The following is a 15,937-nucleotide window of genomic DNA, read 5'->3' as shown; positions in this document are numbered from 1 at the left end:
TGCCGACGCGGCCCGGCCGCGTCCCTTTCCCGATCCCGCTGGAACCGATGCGATGAACCGAGTGACCCTGCGCTGCGCCCTGTTGTTGATCCTGACCGTCCCGGCGTTCGCGCAGGCCTCCAGCTTCGCCGGCACCTCCGCCGGCTCGGCCTCGGCCGGTTCGGCCGGCAGTTCGGCGTCCTCGGACAGCAGCTCCGGCGACGACAAGCTGGTGCTGCAGGCGCGCGACGACGCGGCCGGCTTCGTCGCCAGCGCCGGCCGCATCCGCGGCGCGCAGCTGGAAGCGGCGCTGCGCGTGCTGCGCGAGCGCAATCCGCAGGCGCAGCAGGCCAGCGACCTGCAACTGGCGCAGGCCATCCTGGCGCTGTGAGACCGCGCCGGCCGCTGCGCCGGCTGGCGTGGCTGGCCTTGGCCTGGCTGGCCTGCGCATCGCCGGTGCAGGCCTTGCGGTTGCAGGTCGATGCGAACGGACTGAGCGCGCCCGAGCGCGCCGCCAGCCAGGCGTTGCTCGATGCGACGCTGCCGATGTTGCCGACGGCCTGGAGCGCGGCGATCGATCTGCCGCTGACGCTGCAATGGCGCGACGACCTGCCGCCGCAGGTGCACGGCAGGGCGCAGGCGCGGCAACTGCTGTTGAACAAGGCATTGCTGCGCGCGTGGATGGCGCAGCCTGCCGGCGCAGCCGATGTCGATCCCGACCTCGGTACCGGCGGCCGTCGCCCAGAACAGAAAGACCGCGTCGGCGCGCGAGCAGGCGCTGACCTGACCGACGCCGAGATCCAGCTGACGGCGAGGCGGCCGGCGATCGCGGCGCTGCTGCACGAACTGGCGCATTTCTACGACCGCTCCGCGGCGGGCCGGCTGTCGGCCGATCCGCGCCTGCTGGATCTGGCCGGCTGGCAGGTCAGCCCGATGCGGCTGGGCCTGCGCGTGGGCCGCAACGGCTTCAGCGAACGCAGTCCGGACCGGTACGAACTGGCGTCGCCGACGGAATTCGTCGCGGTCAACCTGGAACACTTCCTGCTCGATCCGGACTACGCGTGCCGGCGCCCGGCGCTGGCGCGCTATTTCGCGCAGCGCCTGGCCTGGTCGCCGCCGGCGCCGGCCTGCGCACCCGGCCTGGTCTACCTGCAGGATCCGCTGGCCGACGAGGCGGCGCTGCTGCAGCTGGACCCGGCGCGGGTCTACGCGGTGGACTACCTGCTGGCCGAGGGCAATGCGCAGCCGATGAGCCACTGGGGCCACAGCATGCTGCGGCTGGTGATCTGCGCGCCGGGGCGCACGCCCGGTCCCGATTGCCGCCTGGACCTGGCGTATCACAAGGTGCTGTCGTTCCGCGCCTTCGTCGACGACGTGCAGATCTCCAGCGTGCGCGGCCTGGTCGGTTCGTATCCGTCGCGGCTGTTCGTGCTGCCGTTGCGGCAGGTGGTCGACGAATACACCCAGGTGCAACTGCGCGGGCTGCAGTCGATCCCGCTGCGGCTGGCGCCGGAGGAGATCGCGGCGTTGCTGGAACGCGCCGCGCAACTGCACTGGAGCTACGACGGCCGCTATTACTTCCTCAGCAACAACTGTGCGGTGGAGACCTACAAGCTGCTGCACGACGGCGTGCCGCGGCTGGCCGGCGCGCGCCTGTCCGGGATCAGCCCGACCGGCCTGCTGCGGCGCCTGGCCCGCGCCGGCATCGCCGACAGCGCGGTGCTGGACGATGCCGACGCCGCCGCGCGCCAGGGCTATTACTTCGCGCCGGCGAGCGCGCACTACGCGGCGATGTTCGCGGTGGCGCGCGCGCAGCTGGCGTTGCCCGCGCGCAGCGTGGAACGCTGGCTGGACCTGCCGGCGGCGCAGCGCGCGCCCTGGCTGCAACGCGGCGACCTGCGCGCCAGCGCCGCACTGCTGCTGCTGGAGAACGCCGCGCGCCGGCGCCAGGAGCAACGCGGCCGTGACGCATTGAAGCGCCGCTACCTGGCCGCGGCGCATCTGCCCGGGAGGGAGGGCGATGGTTCCGGTTCTGGTGCCGGGAGTGCCGGTGCCGGCGTCAACGCCGACGCCGATGCCGATGCCGGCACCGTCATCCCGGTTACCCACGCAGCCGTTGCCGCTGCCGAGACCGAGGATGCGGCCGCCGCCGTCCGTGCGGTGCTGGCGCAGCAAGGCCTGCTGAGCCAGCCCTCGACGCTGCTGCGTGGCCAGCCCGGCTACGGGCTGCCGCAGGCGCAGGAGCGCGCATGGCTGCAACGCCAGGGCCAGGCACGGATCGACGCGCTGCGCAGCGACGGCGCCACCTTGCAGGCACGGCTGCACGGCTTGCTGCCGCCCCCGCTGCGCGCGGAACTGCAGCAGATCGACGCGAACCTGACGGCGCTGGGGTCGCGCCTGCGCGAACTCAATCGCGACGGCGGCGGACTGCAGCTGGCCACGCCGTCGCTGCTGCACCCTGCGGGAGCGGAATGATCGGTTGAAAGGCGATCCAGGGCTTCTGCGGCGCGCTGACCGGACGCGCTGTGGAAGGGGCTTTGACGGCCGCCAGGCCGATCCAGAGCCGAAGACGTCGGCAGGCTCCGTTCGTCGCGACTGAAGTCGCTCCCACAGGGACTTGCGGTGGGCCGGCTGGGTGCACTGTAGGAGGGGCTTCAGCCCCGACTGCTGCCGGAGCTGGGTGGTTCGATGGCTTCGTTTGTCGCGACTGAAGTCGCTCCTACAGGGGCTTGCGGTGGGCCGGCTGGGTGCACTGTAGGAGGGGCTTCAGCCCCGACTGCTGCCGGAGCCGGGTAGTTCGATGGCTTCGTTTGTCGCGACTGAAGTCGCTCCTACAAGAACTCGTGGCGGGCCGAGCTGGGTGCACTGTGGGAGGGGTTTCAGCCCCGACTGCTGCCGGAGCTGGGTAGTTCGATGGCTTCGTTCGTCGCGACTGAAGTCGCTCCTACAGGGGCTTGCGGTGGGCCGGCTGGTGCACTGTAGGAGGGGCTTCAGCCCCGACTGCTGCCGGAGCTGGGTAGTTCGATGGCTTCGTTCGTCGCGACTGAAGTCGCTCCTACAGGGGCTTGCGGTGGGCCGGCTGGTGCACTGTAGGAGGGGCTTCAGCCCCGACTGCTGCCGGAGCCGGGTAGTTCGATGGCTCCGTTTGTCGCGACTGAAGTCGCTCCTACAGGGGCTTGCGGTGGGCCGGCTGGTGCACTGTAGGAGGGGCTTCAGCCCCGACTGCTGCCGGAGCCGGGTAGTTCGATGGCTCCGTCCGTCGCGACTGGAGTCGCTCCTACAGGGGCTTGCGGTGGGCTGGCTGGGTGCACTGTAGGAGGGGCTTCAGCCCCGACTGCTGCCGGAGCCGGGTAGTTCGATGGCTCCGTCCGTCGCGACTGAAGTCGCTCCTACAGGGGCTTGCGGTGGGCTGGCTGGGTGCACTGTAGGAGGGGCTTCAGCCCCGATGCTTTCCGGAGCGGCAGGCATCGCGTCGCTCGCTGCGATCGATGGCAAGGCAGATATCGTCGCCCGCATGGTGTCGCGCAACCGGCGATGCCGTACGGTCGCCGCTACGGCAGGTCGAGGCCGGCGTCCTCGCCGTAGCGGCGCAGCCAGGCGTCGCGGACAGGGTCTTGGCGGTACTGCGCGCGCAGCTTGGCCCAGGTCGCTTCGTTGCCGTCGCAGTATTTCGCCATCGCCTTGTCCAGCTCGCGGCGCCGCGCGGCGTCGTAGGGCTCCTCGCCGGCGAAATGGTTGCACACGTCCTGGCGTGCGACGAAGGCGCGGACCGCCGGCGGCATCGCGCAGAAGCCGGCGTGGTGCTCGGGGTCCACGTCCTCGGGAATCGTGCAGGCCGCCGTCGCGCGCGCCGGTTCGGCCGCGGGCGCGGCGGCCGCCAGGCCCGGCAGGGTCAGCAGCGCAGCCAGGACAACGCCGCGGCGCGCGCGCATGCGCTCAGTCCGCGCGTCCGGCGAACTCGCCGGTGGTGGTGTTGACCAGCACGCGCTCGCCGTTGCCGATGTACTCCGGCACCATGATCTCGATCCCGGTGTTGAGCTTGGCCGGCTTGGGCCGCTTGGTCGCGGTGCCGCCCTTGAGCTCCGGCGGAGTCTCGACTACTTCCAGGGTCACGCTCTGCGGCAGCTGCACCGCCACCGGCAGGTCGTCGATGACCTGCACGTAGATGCCGGTCAGGCCCTCGGTGATGTAGCCGGCGTCGTCGCCGATCACGTCGGCGTCGAGCGTGTACGGGGTGTAGTCCTCGTCGTCCAGGAACACGAACGCCTCGCCGTCCTTGTACGAGAAGGTGGCCTGGCGGCGCATCAGCTCCACCTCGCGCAGGTCGTCGTCGCCGTCGAAGCTGGCGTCGAGCTTGTTGCCGCCCGGCACGCTGTACATCACGAAGCGGAAGCGCACGTTGCCGCCGCGGCCCTGCGGCGAGCTGCGCTCGATGTCGCGGATCTGGTACACGCCGTTGTTGTACTCGACGACGTTGCCTTTCTTGATTTCGTTGGCTTTCATGGGTGGGAGCCGGGATTGGGGATTGGAGATTCGGGATTGGTAAAGAGCAGGGCGGCGAGCGAAGGGGGCGGGGCGCTTTTACGAATCCCCAATCCCCAATCACGAATCCCGGCTACTTGGGCGCCAAGCGTACCGCCCCGTCAAGGCGGATGACCTCGCCGTTGAGGTAGCGGTTGCGCAGCAGGAACATCACCGTGTCGGCGAATTCCTCCGGGCGGCCGAGCCGCGGCGGGAACGGGATCGAGGCGGACAGCGACTGCTGCACCGCCTCGGGCATGCCGTCCACCATCGGGGTCCAGAAGATGCCCGGGGCGATGGTGTTGACGCGGATGCCGAAGCGCGCCAGTTCGCGCGCCATCGGCAGGGTCATCGCCACCACGCCGCCCTTGGAGGCGGCATAGGCGGCCTGGCCGATCTGGCCTTCGTAGGCGGCGACGCTGGCGGTGTTGACGATCGCGCCGCGCTCGCCGTCCTCGCCCGGCGGGTTGTGCTGCATCAGGTCGGCGGCGGCCTTGGCGACGTTGAAGCTGCCGACCAGGTTGACCATCACCGTGCCCTGGAACGTGGCCAGTGCCATCGGCGCCTCCTTGCCGAGCACGCGGCCGGCGCCGAGGATGCCGGCGCAGTTGATCGCGGCATTGAGCCCGCCGAGGAAGTCGCGCGCGGCGCCGAGCTGCGACGCCACCTGCGCCTCGTCGGCGACGTCGGTACGGAAGTAGCGCGCCTGCGCCGCGCCGAGCGCGGCGACCGCGGCCGCGCCCTTGTCGTCGTTGAGGTCGAACAGCGCGACCTTGCCGCCGTCGGCGACGATGCGCTGCGCGACCGCCAGGCCGAGACCGGAAACGCCGCCGGTGACCACCGCGCGGATATCGGCAAGCTGCATTGGGTGTTCCCTCCCAGGAAAGCGCGCATTTTAGCCGACTCCACGCGGCCTGAAGGCGGGGACAGGGAGCGGGGACGAAGAACGCTTCTTGGAAAGGCCTGGTTATCTCTCGACAGCTCGGTAGGCGTAGCCGAGCAACGCATGCGTCGCCGCTGGGTGTCCGCGTCAGCGACCGCGACCGATCCTGCGCCGCTCGGTGATGCGCGCCGCAGGCGGCGGTGGGCAGGGAGCGCGCGCGAAAGCCGGGCGCTGCCGTGTGGCGATGGCGCGCCGCTCGCGCCCGGTTATGCCGCTGCCAGCGCCTGGCCGACCTTGCTGCCGGTGGGCCGGCCGAGCTTGTGCGCCAGCCAGCGTCCGGTCGCGGCCAGCGCGTCCAGGTCGATGCCGGTGTCCACGCCGTTGCCGTGCAGCAGGTAGACCACGTCCTCGCTGGCCACGTTGCCGCTGGCGCCCTTGGCGTACGGACAGCCGCCGGCGCCGGACACCGCGGCATCGACCACGCGCACGCCTTCCTCCAGGCACGCGGCGATGTTGGCCAGGGCCTGGCCGTAGGTGTCGTGGAAATGCACCGCCAGCGCCGCCATCGGCAGCTCGGCGGCGACCGCGCGCAGCATCGCCCGCGCCTTGCCCGGGGTGCCGACGCCGATGGTGTCGCCCAGCGAGATCTCGTAGCAGCCCATCGCGTGCAGCTGCCGCGCCACCCGTACCACGTCGGCCAGCGGCACCGCGCCCTGGTAGGGGCAGCCGAGCACGGTGGAGACGTAGCCGCGCACCTTGACCCCGTCGGCGGCGGCGCGCGCCAGCACCGGTTCGAAGCGCGCCAGCGATTCGTCGATGCCGGCATTGGTGTTGGTGCGGTTGAAGGCCTCCGAGGCGGCGGTGAACACCGCGATCTCGCGCACGCCGACCGCGGCCGCGCGCTCGTAGCCCTGCAGGTTCGGCACCAGCACCGGGTAGTCCACGCCCGGCGCCGGCACGATGCCGGCATAGACCTCGGCCGCGTCGGCCAGCTGCGGCACCCATTTCGGGCTGACGAAGCTGGTCGCCTCGATGCTGCGCAGGCCGGTGCGCGACAGCTGCGCGATCAGTTCGATCTTGTCGGCGGTGGCGACCCAGGCCTTCTCGTTCTGCAGGCCGTCGCGCGGTCCGACTTCCACCAGGCGGACGAAGTCGCTCATCGGCGGCCCCTGTGCGGCGGCGCGCAAGCCGGCGCCACCGGGGCGGGGTGCGCGGGGCAGGGCGATGGCGATGGATGGGCGGTCACATGCATTCCTTGGAGTGGATGGCTGCGCGCCGTGCCGGCGCGGCGCGCCCAGGTGTGGTGCGGCGCATCGGGCGGCGCGGCTCAGGCGCCTGCCGGCCGGTGGCAGACGGCCTCGATGTTGTGGCCGTCCGGATCCAGCACGAAGGCCGCGTAGTAGTCGGGGTGGTAATACGCGCGCAGGCCGGGCGCGCCATGGTCGCGGCCGCCGGCGGCCAGCCCGGCGCGATGGAACGCGTCCACCTGCGCGCGGCTGGCGGCGACGAAGGCCAGGTGCAGCGCGCCGCCGGGGCCGGGCGCGCCGTCGGTCAGCCAGAAGCTGGGCTTGCCGTCGCGGCCGAAGCCGACGTGGTGGCGGTCGCCGCTCTGCGCCGCGCTCACTTCCATCACGATGTCCAGCCCGAGCGCGGCCAGTGCGGCGCGATAGAAGGCCAGACTGCGCTCCAGGTCGGCGCAGCGCAGGCCGATGTGGTCGAGCGCGCTCACCAGAAGCCGATCCAGTCCGGGTCGCGCTTGTCCAGGAATGCGCCCAGCCCTTCCTGGCCTTCGGCCGAGACCCGCAGCCGCGCGATCAGCGCGGCATTGTCGCGATCCAGCGTGGCGCTGTCGCCGCCGGCGGCGACGCGGCGCACCAGCGCCTTGGCGCCGGCGGCGGCGAGCGGGCCGGCCTGGCCGAGCAGCTCCACCTGGCGCTGCACCGCCGCGTCCAGCGCGCCCGGCGCCACCGCCTGGTGCACCAGGCCGATCTGGGTGGCGGTGGCCGCGTCGAACGCCTCGGCGCTGGCGAACCAGCGCCGCGCCTGGCGCGCGCCGATCGCGGCGATCACGTACGGCGAGATCACCGCCGGCAGCAGGCCCAGGCGGCTCTCGCTGAGCCCGAAGCGGGCGTCGGTGGAGGCGATGGCGATGTCGCAGCAGGCCACCAGCCCGACCGCGCCGCCGAAGGTGGCGCCGTGCACCCGCGCCACGGTCGGCTTGGGCAGCTCGTCCAGGGTGCGCATCAGCTGCGCCAGCGCCAGCGCGTCGGCCAGGTTCTCGGCCTCGCTGGCGTCGGCCATCGAGCGCATCCATTGCAGGTCGGCCCCGGCCGAGAACGCGGCGCCGGCGCCGGCCAGCACCACCACCTTGACCTTCGGGTCGGCACCGACCTGCTGCAGCGTCGCGGTCAGTTGCGCGATCAGCGCCGCGTCGAACGCGTTGCGCACCTCGGGTCGGTTCAGCCGCAACGTCAGGACCTTGCCCGAGCGTTCCAGCAGCAGTGCATCGCTCATCGGCGGTTCTCGTGCGGGAGGGATAACGGCAGCCATACGACGATGATAACGGGCCGCGCCGGCGGCGCCATGTCGCGATGCGGCGATGCTACAATTGATAACCATTCTTATTGACGGAACGTTCCGTGACGTTGTCCGATATGCCGTTGCGCAGCACCGCCCTCGTCGAGACCGTGCACGACCGCCAGCCCAACGACGCCATCGCGCGCCGCCTGCGCGAGCTGGGCTTCGTCGCCGGCGAGCAGGTGCAGGTGCTGGCGAGCGGCCCGGTCGGCGGCGAGCCGTTGCTGGTGCAGGTCGGCTATACGCGCTTCGCCCTGCGCCGCAGCGAAGCGGCGCGGGTACAGGTCAGCGCCAGCGCCGGGGCGCAGCCATGAGCGCCGAACGCGCACCGCTGCGCCTGGCCCTGGTCGGCAACCCGAACTGCGGCAAGACCGCGCTGTTCAACCAGCTCACCGGCAGCAAGCAGAAGGTGGCCAACTACGCCGGCGTCACCGTCGAGCGCAAGGAAGGCCGCTTCCGCGCGCCGTCCGGGCGCGACTTCGCGGTGCTCGACCTGCCCGGCGCCTACAGCCTGCAGCCGGCCAGCCTGGACGAGGCGATCACCCGCGACCTGTGCCGCGGCTTCTACCCGGGCGAACCGGCGCCGGACGTGCTGGTGTGCGTGGTCGACGCCACCAACCTGCGCCTGCACCTGCGCTTCGCGCTGGAGCTGCGCGAGCTGGGCAAGCCGATGCTGGTGGCGCTGAACATGGTCGACGCCGCGCAGCGACGCGGCATCCGGATCGACCGCCAGGCGCTGGAAGACGCGCTCGGCGTGCCGGTGATCGAGACCGTGGCGGTGCGCCGCAACGGCGCCAGGGCGCTGGTCGAGCGGCTCGACGCGCTGGCGCCGGCATTGCCGCCGCCGGTGGCGCCGGCCGAAGGGCAGGGCGACTACCACCAGCAGGTGCGGCGCATCCTCGCCGCGGCGGTGTCGATGCCCAGCCGCACCTCGCGCATCGACGACGCGCTGGACCGCTGGTTGCTGCACCCGGTCTTCGGGCTGCTGACCCTGGCGGTGGTGATGTTCCTGATCTTCCAGGCGGTGTATGCCTGGGCGGCGCCGCTGATGGACCTGATCGACGGCGGCAGCAAGGCGCTCGGCGCCTGGGTCGGCTCGACCCTGCCGGAAGGCCCGCTCAACAGCCTGCTGGTCAACGGCATCATCGCCGGCCTCGGCGGGGTGGTGATCTTCCTGCCGCAGATCCTGATCCTGTTCGCCTTCATCCTGGCGCTGGAGGAATCGGGCTACCTGCCGCGCGCGGCGTTCCTGCTCGACCGCATGATGGCGGCGGCCGGCCTGTCCGGGCGCTCGTTCATCCCGCTGCTGTCCAGCTTCGCCTGCGCGGTGCCCGGGATCATGTCCACGCGCAGCATCCAGGACCCGCGCGACCGCCTGGCCACGATCCTGGTCGCGCCGCTGATGACCTGCTCGGCGCGGCTGCCGGTGTACGCGCTGCTGATCGGCGCGTTCATCCCGCAGAAGCAGGTGTGGGGCGTGTTCAACCAGCAGGGGCTGGTGCTGTTCGGGCTGTATTTCGCCGCGATCGCCAGCGCGCTGGCGGTGTCGTGGACGATGAAGAAGTGGCGCCGCGACAAGGGCGAGCATCCGCTGCTGCTGGAACTGCCCTCGTACCGCGTGCCGCACCTGCGCGACCTGGCGCTGGGGCTGTGGGAGCGCGCGGCGATCTTCCTCAAGCGCGTCGGCGGCATCATCCTGGCGCTGACCATCCTGCTGTGGTTCCTGCTGTCGTTCCCGGCCGCGCCGGCCGACGCCACGCTGCCGGCGATCGACTACAGCTTCGCCGGGCGCATCGGCCATGCGATGACCACGGTGTTCGCGCCGCTGGGCTTCAATTGGCAGATCTGCATCGCGCTGATTCCCGGCCTGGCCGCGCGCGAGGTGGCGGTGGCGTCGCTGGCGACGGTGTACGCGCTGTCGGAGGTCGACGACGATGCCGCCGCGCAGGCGCTGTCGCCGCTGATCCACGATGGGTGGTCGCTGGCCACCGCGTTGTCGCTGCTGGTCTGGTACATCTACGCGCCGATGTGCATCTCCACGCTGGCCACGATCAAGCGCGAGACCAACTCGTGGAAGCAGATGAGCTTCGCCGCGTTCTACCTGTTCGCGCTGGCCTACCTGGCCTCGCTGTTCACCTACCAGGTCGCGGTGGCGCTGGGAGCGGGCTGAGATGAGCACTTCGTTGCTGCTGCAGTACCTGGTGATCGCGCTGGCGGTGTTGGTCAGCGCCTGGGTGGTGCTGAAGAAGCAGTTTCCCGGCACCGCGCGCAAGTTGCGCGGCGCCATCGCCCTGCGCCTGCTCAGGCCGGGCCGCGCGGCGTGGCTGCAGGCGGTGGGCCGCAGGATCGCGCCGGCGGCCACGGGCGGCGGCGGAGCCTGCGGCGGTTGTGACAGCTGCGGTCCGACGCCGCCGCGGCGGCAGTGAGTCGCGGTCGGTCCGTCGCGAATCGTGGACGCTGAGCGCAATGGCCGACCTGTCGCCTGACGCACCGTCGGCCGGCGTCTTCGTCGGTCTCGACCTGGAAGCGCTCACGCCACCGCAGCGCTCCGCCCTGCGCCAGGCCGGCGAGGACGTCCGTGCCGTCGCCGCGGGGCGGGCGCCGCCGCACGCGCGGCTCGATGCCGACGCGCCGCTGCCGGCCGATGGCGGCACCTGCTACTACCTGGGGCAGGGCTACCGGTTGACCGTGCTGCGCCAGCTGTGCGGCGTCGGCGCGCAGACGGCGATCGCCTACGGGCCGATCCTGCAGCTGGACGAGACCCTGTTCGCCGGGCCGGTGCCGGCCGTGTCGGACGTGCGGGTGTATGCGCCCGCCGCATTGCAGCAATTGCGCCGCGCCGCGGCCGAGACCTGACCCAGGCCGTTACACGGCATTCCATGCGGCATCGGCGCGCCACGCGCGTGCCGGATGGGCGTTTGCAGCGGCCTGCGCGCGATGCCGGCGGCGTGCGGCAGCGAGACGCCCAAGCCCGGCACGGGCGTGCCGGTGCGTCGCCAATGCGCACCGGCACGCCCGCGCTTATCCTATGCCGATGACGACCTCCTTCCAGTTTTCCCGCCGTGCGCAGGCGCTGACCAGTTCGGCGATCCGCGAAATCCTCAAGGTCACCGAACGCCCCGAGGTGATCTCCTTCGCCGGCGGCCTGCCGTCGCCGGACACCTTCCCCATCGAACGCATGCAGTACGCCTGCGACAAGGTGCTGCGCGAGGCGCCGCAGGCGGCGCTGCAGTACGGCCCGACCGAAGGCTACCTGCCGCTGCGCGAATGGGTGGCGGCGCGGTTGAGCCGCGACGGCGCCAGCATCCGCCCCAGCCAGGTGCTGATCACCACCGGCTCGCAGCAGGGCCTGGACCTGCTCGGCAAGGTGTTCATCGACGAAGGCAGCAAGGTGCTGGTGGAGACCCCGAGCTACCTCGGCGCGCTGCAGGCGTTCTCGCTGTTCCAGCCCGCGTTCGCGGCGATGCGGTCGGACGACGACGGGCTGGTGGTGGACGCGCTGGACGACGCGCAGCTGGCCGGCGCGCGCTTCATGTACTGCCTGCCGAACTTCCAGAACCCGACCGGGCGGCGCCTGCCGCTGCACCGGCGCCAGGCGCTGGTGCAGCGTGCGGCCGCCGCCGGCGTGCCCATCGTCGAGGACGATCCCTACGGCGAGCTGTGCTACAGCGGCGACATGCTGCCGAGCCTGCTGTCGATGCATCCGGACGGCGTCATCTACATGGGCTCGTTCTCCAAGGTGCTGGCGCCGGGCCTGCGGCTGGGCTTCGTGGTCGCGCCCGAGGCGGTGCACGCCAAGCTGGTGCAGGCCAAGCAGGCGGCGGACCTGCACACGCCCTCGTTCAGCCAGCGCATCGTCCACGAGGCGGTGCAGGACGGCTTCCTGGATGCGCACATTCCCGGCATCCGCAGCCTGTACGCCAGCCGCTGCCAGCAGATGCTCGCAGCGCTGGAGAAGTACTTCCCTTCGCAGGTGCGCTGGAACCGTCCCGCCGGCGGCATGTTCATCTGGGTCGAACTGCCGGCGGGCATGGACGGCGGCGCGCTGCTGGCCAAGGCCATCGAGCGCAACGTCGCCTTCGTCCCGGGCGCGCCGTTCTTCGCGGTCGAGCCGCAGCGCAACACCTTGCGCCTGTCGTTCGTGACCGTGCCGGAAGCGCGCATCGACGCCGGCGTGCGCATCCTCGGCGAACTGCTGCAGGCCGAGGTCGCCGCGCTTCGCGGCGTCGCGGCCTGATGCGCCACGCGGGCGCCCGCGCATGACGTCGGCGGTACTGGACCTGGGCGTGGAGGCGGTGCTGGTCGGCCGCGCGCGCGACTTCACCCGGCCCGGCAGCCGCAGCGCGATCGACAAGCGGCCGCAGCCCGGCCGGCTGCGGATCGGCCCCGAAGGCCTGGAACTGGACGAGCAGGGCGACCGCCGCGTGCACGGCGGCCCGGACAAGGCGCTGCACCACTATCCGCGCGACCACTACGCGGCCTGGCGCCACGAACTGGGCGCGCACGCCTTGCTGGACGCGCCCGGCGCCTTCGGCGAGAACCTCAGTACGCACGGCGCCACCGAGGCCGACCTGTGCCTGGGCGACCGGCTGCGGCTGGGCACGGCGCTGGTCGAGGTGTCGCAGTCGCGGCAGCCGTGCTGGAAGTTGTCGGACCGTTTCGGTGTGGCGACGCTGGCGCGGCGCGTGCAGGAAAGCGGCCGCACCGGCTGGTACTACCGCGTGCTGCAACCGGGCGAGGTCGCCGCCGGCGACCGCCTGACCCTGCTGGAGCGGCCGTATCCGGCGTGGTCGCTGGCCCGCCTGGTCCAGCTGCTGTATCGGCGTGAGGTGGACCCGACGCAGCTGGAGCAGGTGCTGGAGCTGCCGCTGGTACCGAACTGGCGCGTGCTGTTCGAGCGACGCCTGGCCCAGCGCGAGGTCGAGAGCTGGGACAAGCGCCTGCTGGGGCAACCGGCGGCGGAGTAGGGCGCGCCACTGATCCCGCGGCGAATGAGCGTTGGGCTTTCCGGCCGCGGATGCCGTCGGGACTGAAGTCCCTCCCACAATGCGCCGGGCATGCGGGCCGCAAGTCCTTGTAGGAGCGGCTTCAGCCGCGACGAACGGAGCGGTGGACTGCCCGCCTTCGGATACTGTCGGGGCTGAAGCCCCTCCTACAGTGCGCCCAGCCTGCTAGTCGCAGCTCCTTGTAGGAGCGGCTTCAGCCGCGACGAACGCAGCAGTGGGGCTTCCGGCTTCCGACCCCGTCAGGACTGAAGTCTCTTCCACAGTAGCCGCGACGGGCGGAGCGACGACCCTTCCGGCGTCAGATGCTGTCAGGGCTGAAGCCCTTCCTGCACTGCACCCGTGTGCTGGCCGCAAGTCCCTGTGGGAGCGGCTTCAGCCGCGACGAACGGAGCGATCCGTCTTCAGGCTCCAGCGCCGTCCAAGCTGATCCGGATAGGAATGAGCCGCGCCACAATGCCCTCCGCAGGCCTGCCGCCCATGCCTCGCCCCTGTCGCCCACCGCCACAAACCGCTAGCCTTGCGCGATGACGACTTCCCCCGTGCGTGTGTTGATACATGGTGCGTCCGGCCGCATGGGCCAGGCGCTGTTGCGGCTGGCCGTGCAGGAGCCGGCGTTGCAGGTGGTGGCGGCGGTGATCCGTCGCGCGCCGGCGCAGCGCGTCGCCGACGGGGTGCCGTACTTCGCCGCGGCTGAGCTGAACGGCGCGCCGGCGTTCGACGTGGCGGTGGACTTCAGCCTGCCGCAGGGCTTCGACCCGGTGCTGGCGCTGTGCGTGGCGCGCGGTGCGGCGCTGGTGTCCGGCACCACCGGGCTGGACGAGGCGCAGCGGCAGGCGCTGGCCGCCGCGGCCGAGCGCATCCCGCTGATCTGGGCGTCGAACTTCAGCCTCGGCGTGGCGGTGCTGAACGAGCTGGTGGAACGCGCCGCCGCGGCGCTGCCGGGCTGGGACTGCGACATCGTCGAATCGCACCACGTGCACAAGCAGGACGCCCCCTCCGGCACCGCGCTGACCCTGGGCGAGGCGGCCGCGCACGGCGGCGCGCAGCCGCGCTACGCCAGCCTGCGCGCCGGCGACATCGTAGGCGAGCACCTGGTGCAGTTCGCCGGGCTCGGCGAGCGGGTGGAGCTGGTGCACCGCGCCAGCAACCGCGACATCTTCGCCCGCGGCGCACTGCACGCCGCCGCGCGCCTGCCGGGCCGCGCGCCCGGGGCCTACCGGCTGCGCGACCTGCTCGGCTGAACGGCGCTTTCACATAAACGTCTGGCGCGGACGGGGCCGCGCCGGTACAATTCTCGCTCGCCTGTTACCCATCGCCACGGACCCGGAGAAGCGCCGAGTTCGCGGTTTCTTGCAGCCGCAAGTTGGTGGGGCAGGGTTCCTCTCTCCCCAAGGCGAACCCCGTGACTCAACCCGCAATCCTTGTCCTTGAAGACGGCACCGTGTTCGAGGGCGAATCCGTAGGCGCCACCGGCCTGTCGGTCGGCGAAGTGGTGTTCAACACCGCGATGACCGGCTACCAGGAGATCGTGACCGATCCGTCCTACGCCCGCCAGCTGGTCACCCTGACCTACCCGCATATCGGCAACACCGGCTGCACCGACCAGGACGACGAGGCCGCCCAGGTCTGGTCGGCCGGCCTGATCGTGCGCGACGTGCCGCGCCGCCCCAGCAGCTGGCGCAGCCAGGTGTCGCTGCCGGACTGGCTGATCCAGCGCGGCGTGGTCGCCATCGCCGGCATCGACACCCGCAAGCTGACCCGCATCCTGCGCGAGAAGGGCGCCCAGAACGGCGCGCTGATGGCCGGCGAGGTGAACGTGGACACGGCGCTGGAAGCGGCGCGCAAGTTCCCCGGCCTGAAGGGCATGGACCTGGCCAAGGTGGTGTCCACCGACAAGGCCTACCCGTGGCGCGACGGCCAGCTCGACCTGGACAGCAACGCGTTCGCGCAGGCCGCGCCGAAGTACAAGGTCGTCGCTTACGACTACGGGGTGAAGCTCAACATCCTGCGCATGCTCGCCGAGCGCGGCTGCGAGGTCACCGTGGTGCCGGCGCAGACGCCCGCGGCGGAAGTGCTGGCGATGAACCCGGACGGCGTGTTCCTGTCCAACGGCCCGGGCGATCCGGCGCCGTGCGACTACGCGATCGCGGCGATCAAGGAATTCGTGGCCAGGAAGATCCCGACCTTCGGCATCTGCCTGGGCCACCAACTGCTGGCGCTGGCCGCCGGCGCGCAGACCCTGAAGATGGGCCACGGCCACCACGGCGCCAACCATCCGGTGCAGGACCTGGACAGCGGCCGGGTGATGATCACCTCGCAGAACCACGGCTTCGCGGTCGACGAAGCGTCGCTGCCGGCCAACGTGCGGGTGACCCACCGCTCGCTGTTCGACGGCACCAACCAGGGCATCGAACTGACCGACGCGCCGGCCTTCAGCTTCCAGGGCCACCCGGAAGCCTCGCCGGGCCCGCGCGACGTGGCGCCGCTGTTCGACCGCTTCACCGCGCTGATGGCGGCCGCCGCCTGATGCACGCCGCGCCGGCATCGCCGCTGCGCCCGCGCCGTTGGCGGCGGGGCGCATTGGCGTTGCTGGTGCTGGCGGCGTATCCGCTGTTCGTGCTGGTCGCGGTCTATGCGCAGTGGCTCGGCGCCGGCCTGCCGGGTGGACGCAACGGCCCGGCCGATGCGTACCGCCACAGCCTGGCCAGCGCCATCGTCGCCTACACCCTGTCGCCGCGCTGCGTGGACTGGGTGACGGCGGCGATGGAGCGCGACGGGCGCGGCAACGCGAGCCGGGCGATGGACGCCCACAACAACCGGATCGGCGCGCGCATCGGCGCCGCCGCTCCCAGCTGGGCCGCGATGCAGCGCGAGGTTCGCGCCGCGGTCGACCATGGTGCGATCGACGCCCGATCGTCCGACCAGATCACCTGGCGCGCCCCCGCGGCGTGGCAGGACCGACTTTACTGAG

General features: G+C 71.7%; 17 protein-coding genes. 11 read left to right on the top strand and 6 right to left on the bottom strand.

Annotated features, from left to right (window positions below; genetic code table 11):
* Window positions 1-52 precede the first annotated feature (52 nt).
* A complete protein-coding gene (locus OCJ37_RS11125; protein ID WP_263109476.1) occupies window positions 53-370 on the top strand; it encodes a DUF2388 domain-containing protein in 318 nt (105 codons plus the stop codon).
* Window positions 367-2,454, top strand: coding sequence for an Lnb N-terminal periplasmic domain-containing protein (locus tag OCJ37_RS11120; RefSeq protein WP_263109475.1), 2,088 nt, complete (start codon window positions 367-369; stop codon window positions 2,452-2,454). Before OCJ37_RS11125 ends, OCJ37_RS11120 begins: the two co-directional genes overlap by 4 nt.
* Before the next feature lie 1,076 nt (window positions 2,455-3,530).
* Here OCJ37_RS11120 and OCJ37_RS11115 read toward each other — a convergent pair.
* The 6 genes from OCJ37_RS11115 to OCJ37_RS11090 form a co-directional block, all read right to left on the bottom strand.
* Window positions 3,531-3,911: a hypothetical protein gene (locus OCJ37_RS11115; protein ID WP_263109474.1), complete on the bottom strand. Its 381-nt coding sequence runs from the start codon at window positions 3,909-3,911 to the stop codon at window positions 3,531-3,533.
* A 4-nt stretch (window positions 3,912-3,915) separates the two neighbouring features.
* Window positions 3,916-4,482, bottom strand: a complete 567-nt coding sequence (gene yeiP, locus OCJ37_RS11110; protein WP_263109473.1) for an elongation factor P-like protein YeiP — start codon at window positions 4,480-4,482, stop codon at window positions 3,916-3,918.
* 112 nt (window positions 4,483-4,594) lie between these two features.
* Window positions 4,595-5,365, bottom strand: coding sequence for an SDR family oxidoreductase (locus OCJ37_RS11105; protein WP_263109472.1), 771 nt, complete (start codon window positions 5,363-5,365; stop codon window positions 4,595-4,597).
* A 284-nt stretch (window positions 5,366-5,649) separates the two neighbouring features.
* Complete coding sequence (locus OCJ37_RS11100) at window positions 5,650-6,543, bottom strand: hydroxymethylglutaryl-CoA lyase (protein ID WP_263109471.1); 894 nt, start codon at window positions 6,541-6,543, stop codon at window positions 5,650-5,652.
* A 167-nt stretch (window positions 6,544-6,710) separates the two neighbouring features.
* Window positions 6,711-7,112, bottom strand: coding sequence for a VOC family protein (locus OCJ37_RS11095; RefSeq protein WP_263109470.1), 402 nt, complete (start codon window positions 7,110-7,112; stop codon window positions 6,711-6,713).
* A complete protein-coding gene (locus tag OCJ37_RS11090) occupies window positions 7,109-7,897 on the bottom strand; it encodes an enoyl-CoA hydratase-related protein (protein WP_263109469.1) in 789 nt (262 codons plus the stop codon). Before OCJ37_RS11090 ends, OCJ37_RS11095 begins: the two co-directional genes overlap by 4 nt.
* A 125-nt stretch (window positions 7,898-8,022) precedes the next feature.
* Here OCJ37_RS11090 and OCJ37_RS11085 point away from each other — a divergent pair, with 125 nt between their 5' ends.
* The 9 genes from OCJ37_RS11085 to OCJ37_RS11045 all read left to right on the top strand — a co-directional run bounded on the left by OCJ37_RS11085 (window position 8,023) and on the right by OCJ37_RS11045 (window position 15,936).
* Window positions 8,023-8,274: a FeoA family protein gene (locus OCJ37_RS11085; protein WP_263109468.1), complete on the top strand. Its 252-nt coding sequence runs from the start codon at window positions 8,023-8,025 to the stop codon at window positions 8,272-8,274.
* Window positions 8,271-10,130 carry a ferrous iron transporter B gene (locus OCJ37_RS11080; protein WP_263109467.1) on the top strand — a complete coding sequence of 620 codons (1,860 nt, stop codon included), beginning with the start codon at window positions 8,271-8,273 and terminating at the stop codon, window positions 10,128-10,130. The genes OCJ37_RS11085 and OCJ37_RS11080 overlap by 4 nt, the downstream gene beginning before the upstream one ends.
* A 1-nt stretch (window position 10,131) precedes the next feature.
* Entirely contained in the window at window positions 10,132-10,386 is a 255-nt protein-coding gene (locus tag OCJ37_RS11075) for a DUF6587 family protein (protein WP_263109466.1), read from the top strand.
* Between the two features lie 40 nt (window positions 10,387-10,426).
* Window positions 10,427-10,816: a hypothetical protein gene (locus tag OCJ37_RS11070; protein WP_263109465.1), complete on the top strand. Its 390-nt coding sequence runs from the start codon at window positions 10,427-10,429 to the stop codon at window positions 10,814-10,816.
* 172 nt (window positions 10,817-10,988) lie between these two features.
* Complete coding sequence (locus OCJ37_RS11065; protein WP_263109464.1) at window positions 10,989-12,197, top strand: aminotransferase-like domain-containing protein; 1,209 nt, start codon at window positions 10,989-10,991, stop codon at window positions 12,195-12,197.
* A 22-nt stretch (window positions 12,198-12,219) separates the two neighbouring features.
* Window positions 12,220-12,927: an MOSC domain-containing protein gene (locus OCJ37_RS11060; protein ID WP_263109463.1), complete on the top strand. Its 708-nt coding sequence runs from the start codon at window positions 12,220-12,222 to the stop codon at window positions 12,925-12,927.
* Window positions 12,928-13,490: 563 nt separating this feature from the next.
* Window positions 13,491-14,207 carry a 4-hydroxy-tetrahydrodipicolinate reductase gene (dapB, locus tag OCJ37_RS11055; protein ID WP_263109462.1) on the top strand — a complete coding sequence of 239 codons (717 nt, stop codon included), beginning with the start codon at window positions 13,491-13,493 and terminating at the stop codon, window positions 14,205-14,207.
* A gap of 161 nt (window positions 14,208-14,368) precedes the next feature.
* A complete protein-coding gene (gene carA, locus OCJ37_RS11050; protein ID WP_263109461.1) occupies window positions 14,369-15,493 on the top strand; it encodes a glutamine-hydrolyzing carbamoyl-phosphate synthase small subunit in 1,125 nt (374 codons plus the stop codon).
* A complete protein-coding gene (locus OCJ37_RS11045; RefSeq protein WP_263109460.1) occupies window positions 15,493-15,936 on the top strand; it encodes a DUF6973 domain-containing protein in 444 nt (147 codons plus the stop codon). The genes carA and OCJ37_RS11045 overlap by 1 nt, the downstream gene beginning before the upstream one ends.
* Window position 15,937 lies beyond the last annotated feature (1 nt).

Source organism: Xanthomonas sp. AM6 (assembly GCF_025665335.1).
GTDB lineage: Bacteria > Pseudomonadota > Gammaproteobacteria > Xanthomonadales > Xanthomonadaceae > Xanthomonas_A.
The sequence above is the reverse complement of the archived record's forward strand: the minus strand, read 5'-3'. Positions and strand labels throughout refer to the sequence as shown.

Coding starts and splice junctions, on each gene's coding strand:
- OCJ37_RS11065 (WP_263109464.1), top strand. CDS start 10,989: ATGCCGATGACGACCTCCTTCCAGTTTTCCCGCCGTGCGCAGGCGCTG.
- OCJ37_RS11100 (WP_263109471.1), bottom strand. CDS start 6,543: ATGAGCGACTTCGTCCGCCTGGTGGAAGTCGGACCGCGCGACGGCCTG.
- OCJ37_RS11045 (WP_263109460.1), top strand. CDS start 15,493: ATGCACGCCGCGCCGGCATCGCCGCTGCGCCCGCGCCGTTGGCGGCGG.
- OCJ37_RS11070 (WP_263109465.1), top strand. CDS start 10,427: ATGGCCGACCTGTCGCCTGACGCACCGTCGGCCGGCGTCTTCGTCGGT.
- yeiP (WP_263109473.1), bottom strand. CDS start 4,482: ATGAAAGCCAACGAAATCAAGAAAGGCAACGTCGTCGAGTACAACAAC.
- OCJ37_RS11105 (WP_263109472.1), bottom strand. CDS start 5,365: ATGCAGCTTGCCGATATCCGCGCGGTGGTCACCGGCGGCGTTTCCGGT.
- OCJ37_RS11125 (WP_263109476.1), top strand. CDS start 53: ATGAACCGAGTGACCCTGCGCTGCGCCCTGTTGTTGATCCTGACCGTC.
- OCJ37_RS11115 (WP_263109474.1), bottom strand. CDS start 3,911: ATGCGCGCGCGCCGCGGCGTTGTCCTGGCTGCGCTGCTGACCCTGCCG.
- dapB (WP_263109462.1), top strand. CDS start 13,491: ATGACGACTTCCCCCGTGCGTGTGTTGATACATGGTGCGTCCGGCCGC.
- OCJ37_RS11075 (WP_263109466.1), top strand. CDS start 10,132: ATGAGCACTTCGTTGCTGCTGCAGTACCTGGTGATCGCGCTGGCGGTG.
- OCJ37_RS11080 (WP_263109467.1), top strand. CDS start 8,271: ATGAGCGCCGAACGCGCACCGCTGCGCCTGGCCCTGGTCGGCAACCCG.
- OCJ37_RS11060 (WP_263109463.1), top strand. CDS start 12,220: ATGACGTCGGCGGTACTGGACCTGGGCGTGGAGGCGGTGCTGGTCGGC.
- OCJ37_RS11090 (WP_263109469.1), bottom strand. CDS start 7,897: ATGAGCGATGCACTGCTGCTGGAACGCTCGGGCAAGGTCCTGACGTTG.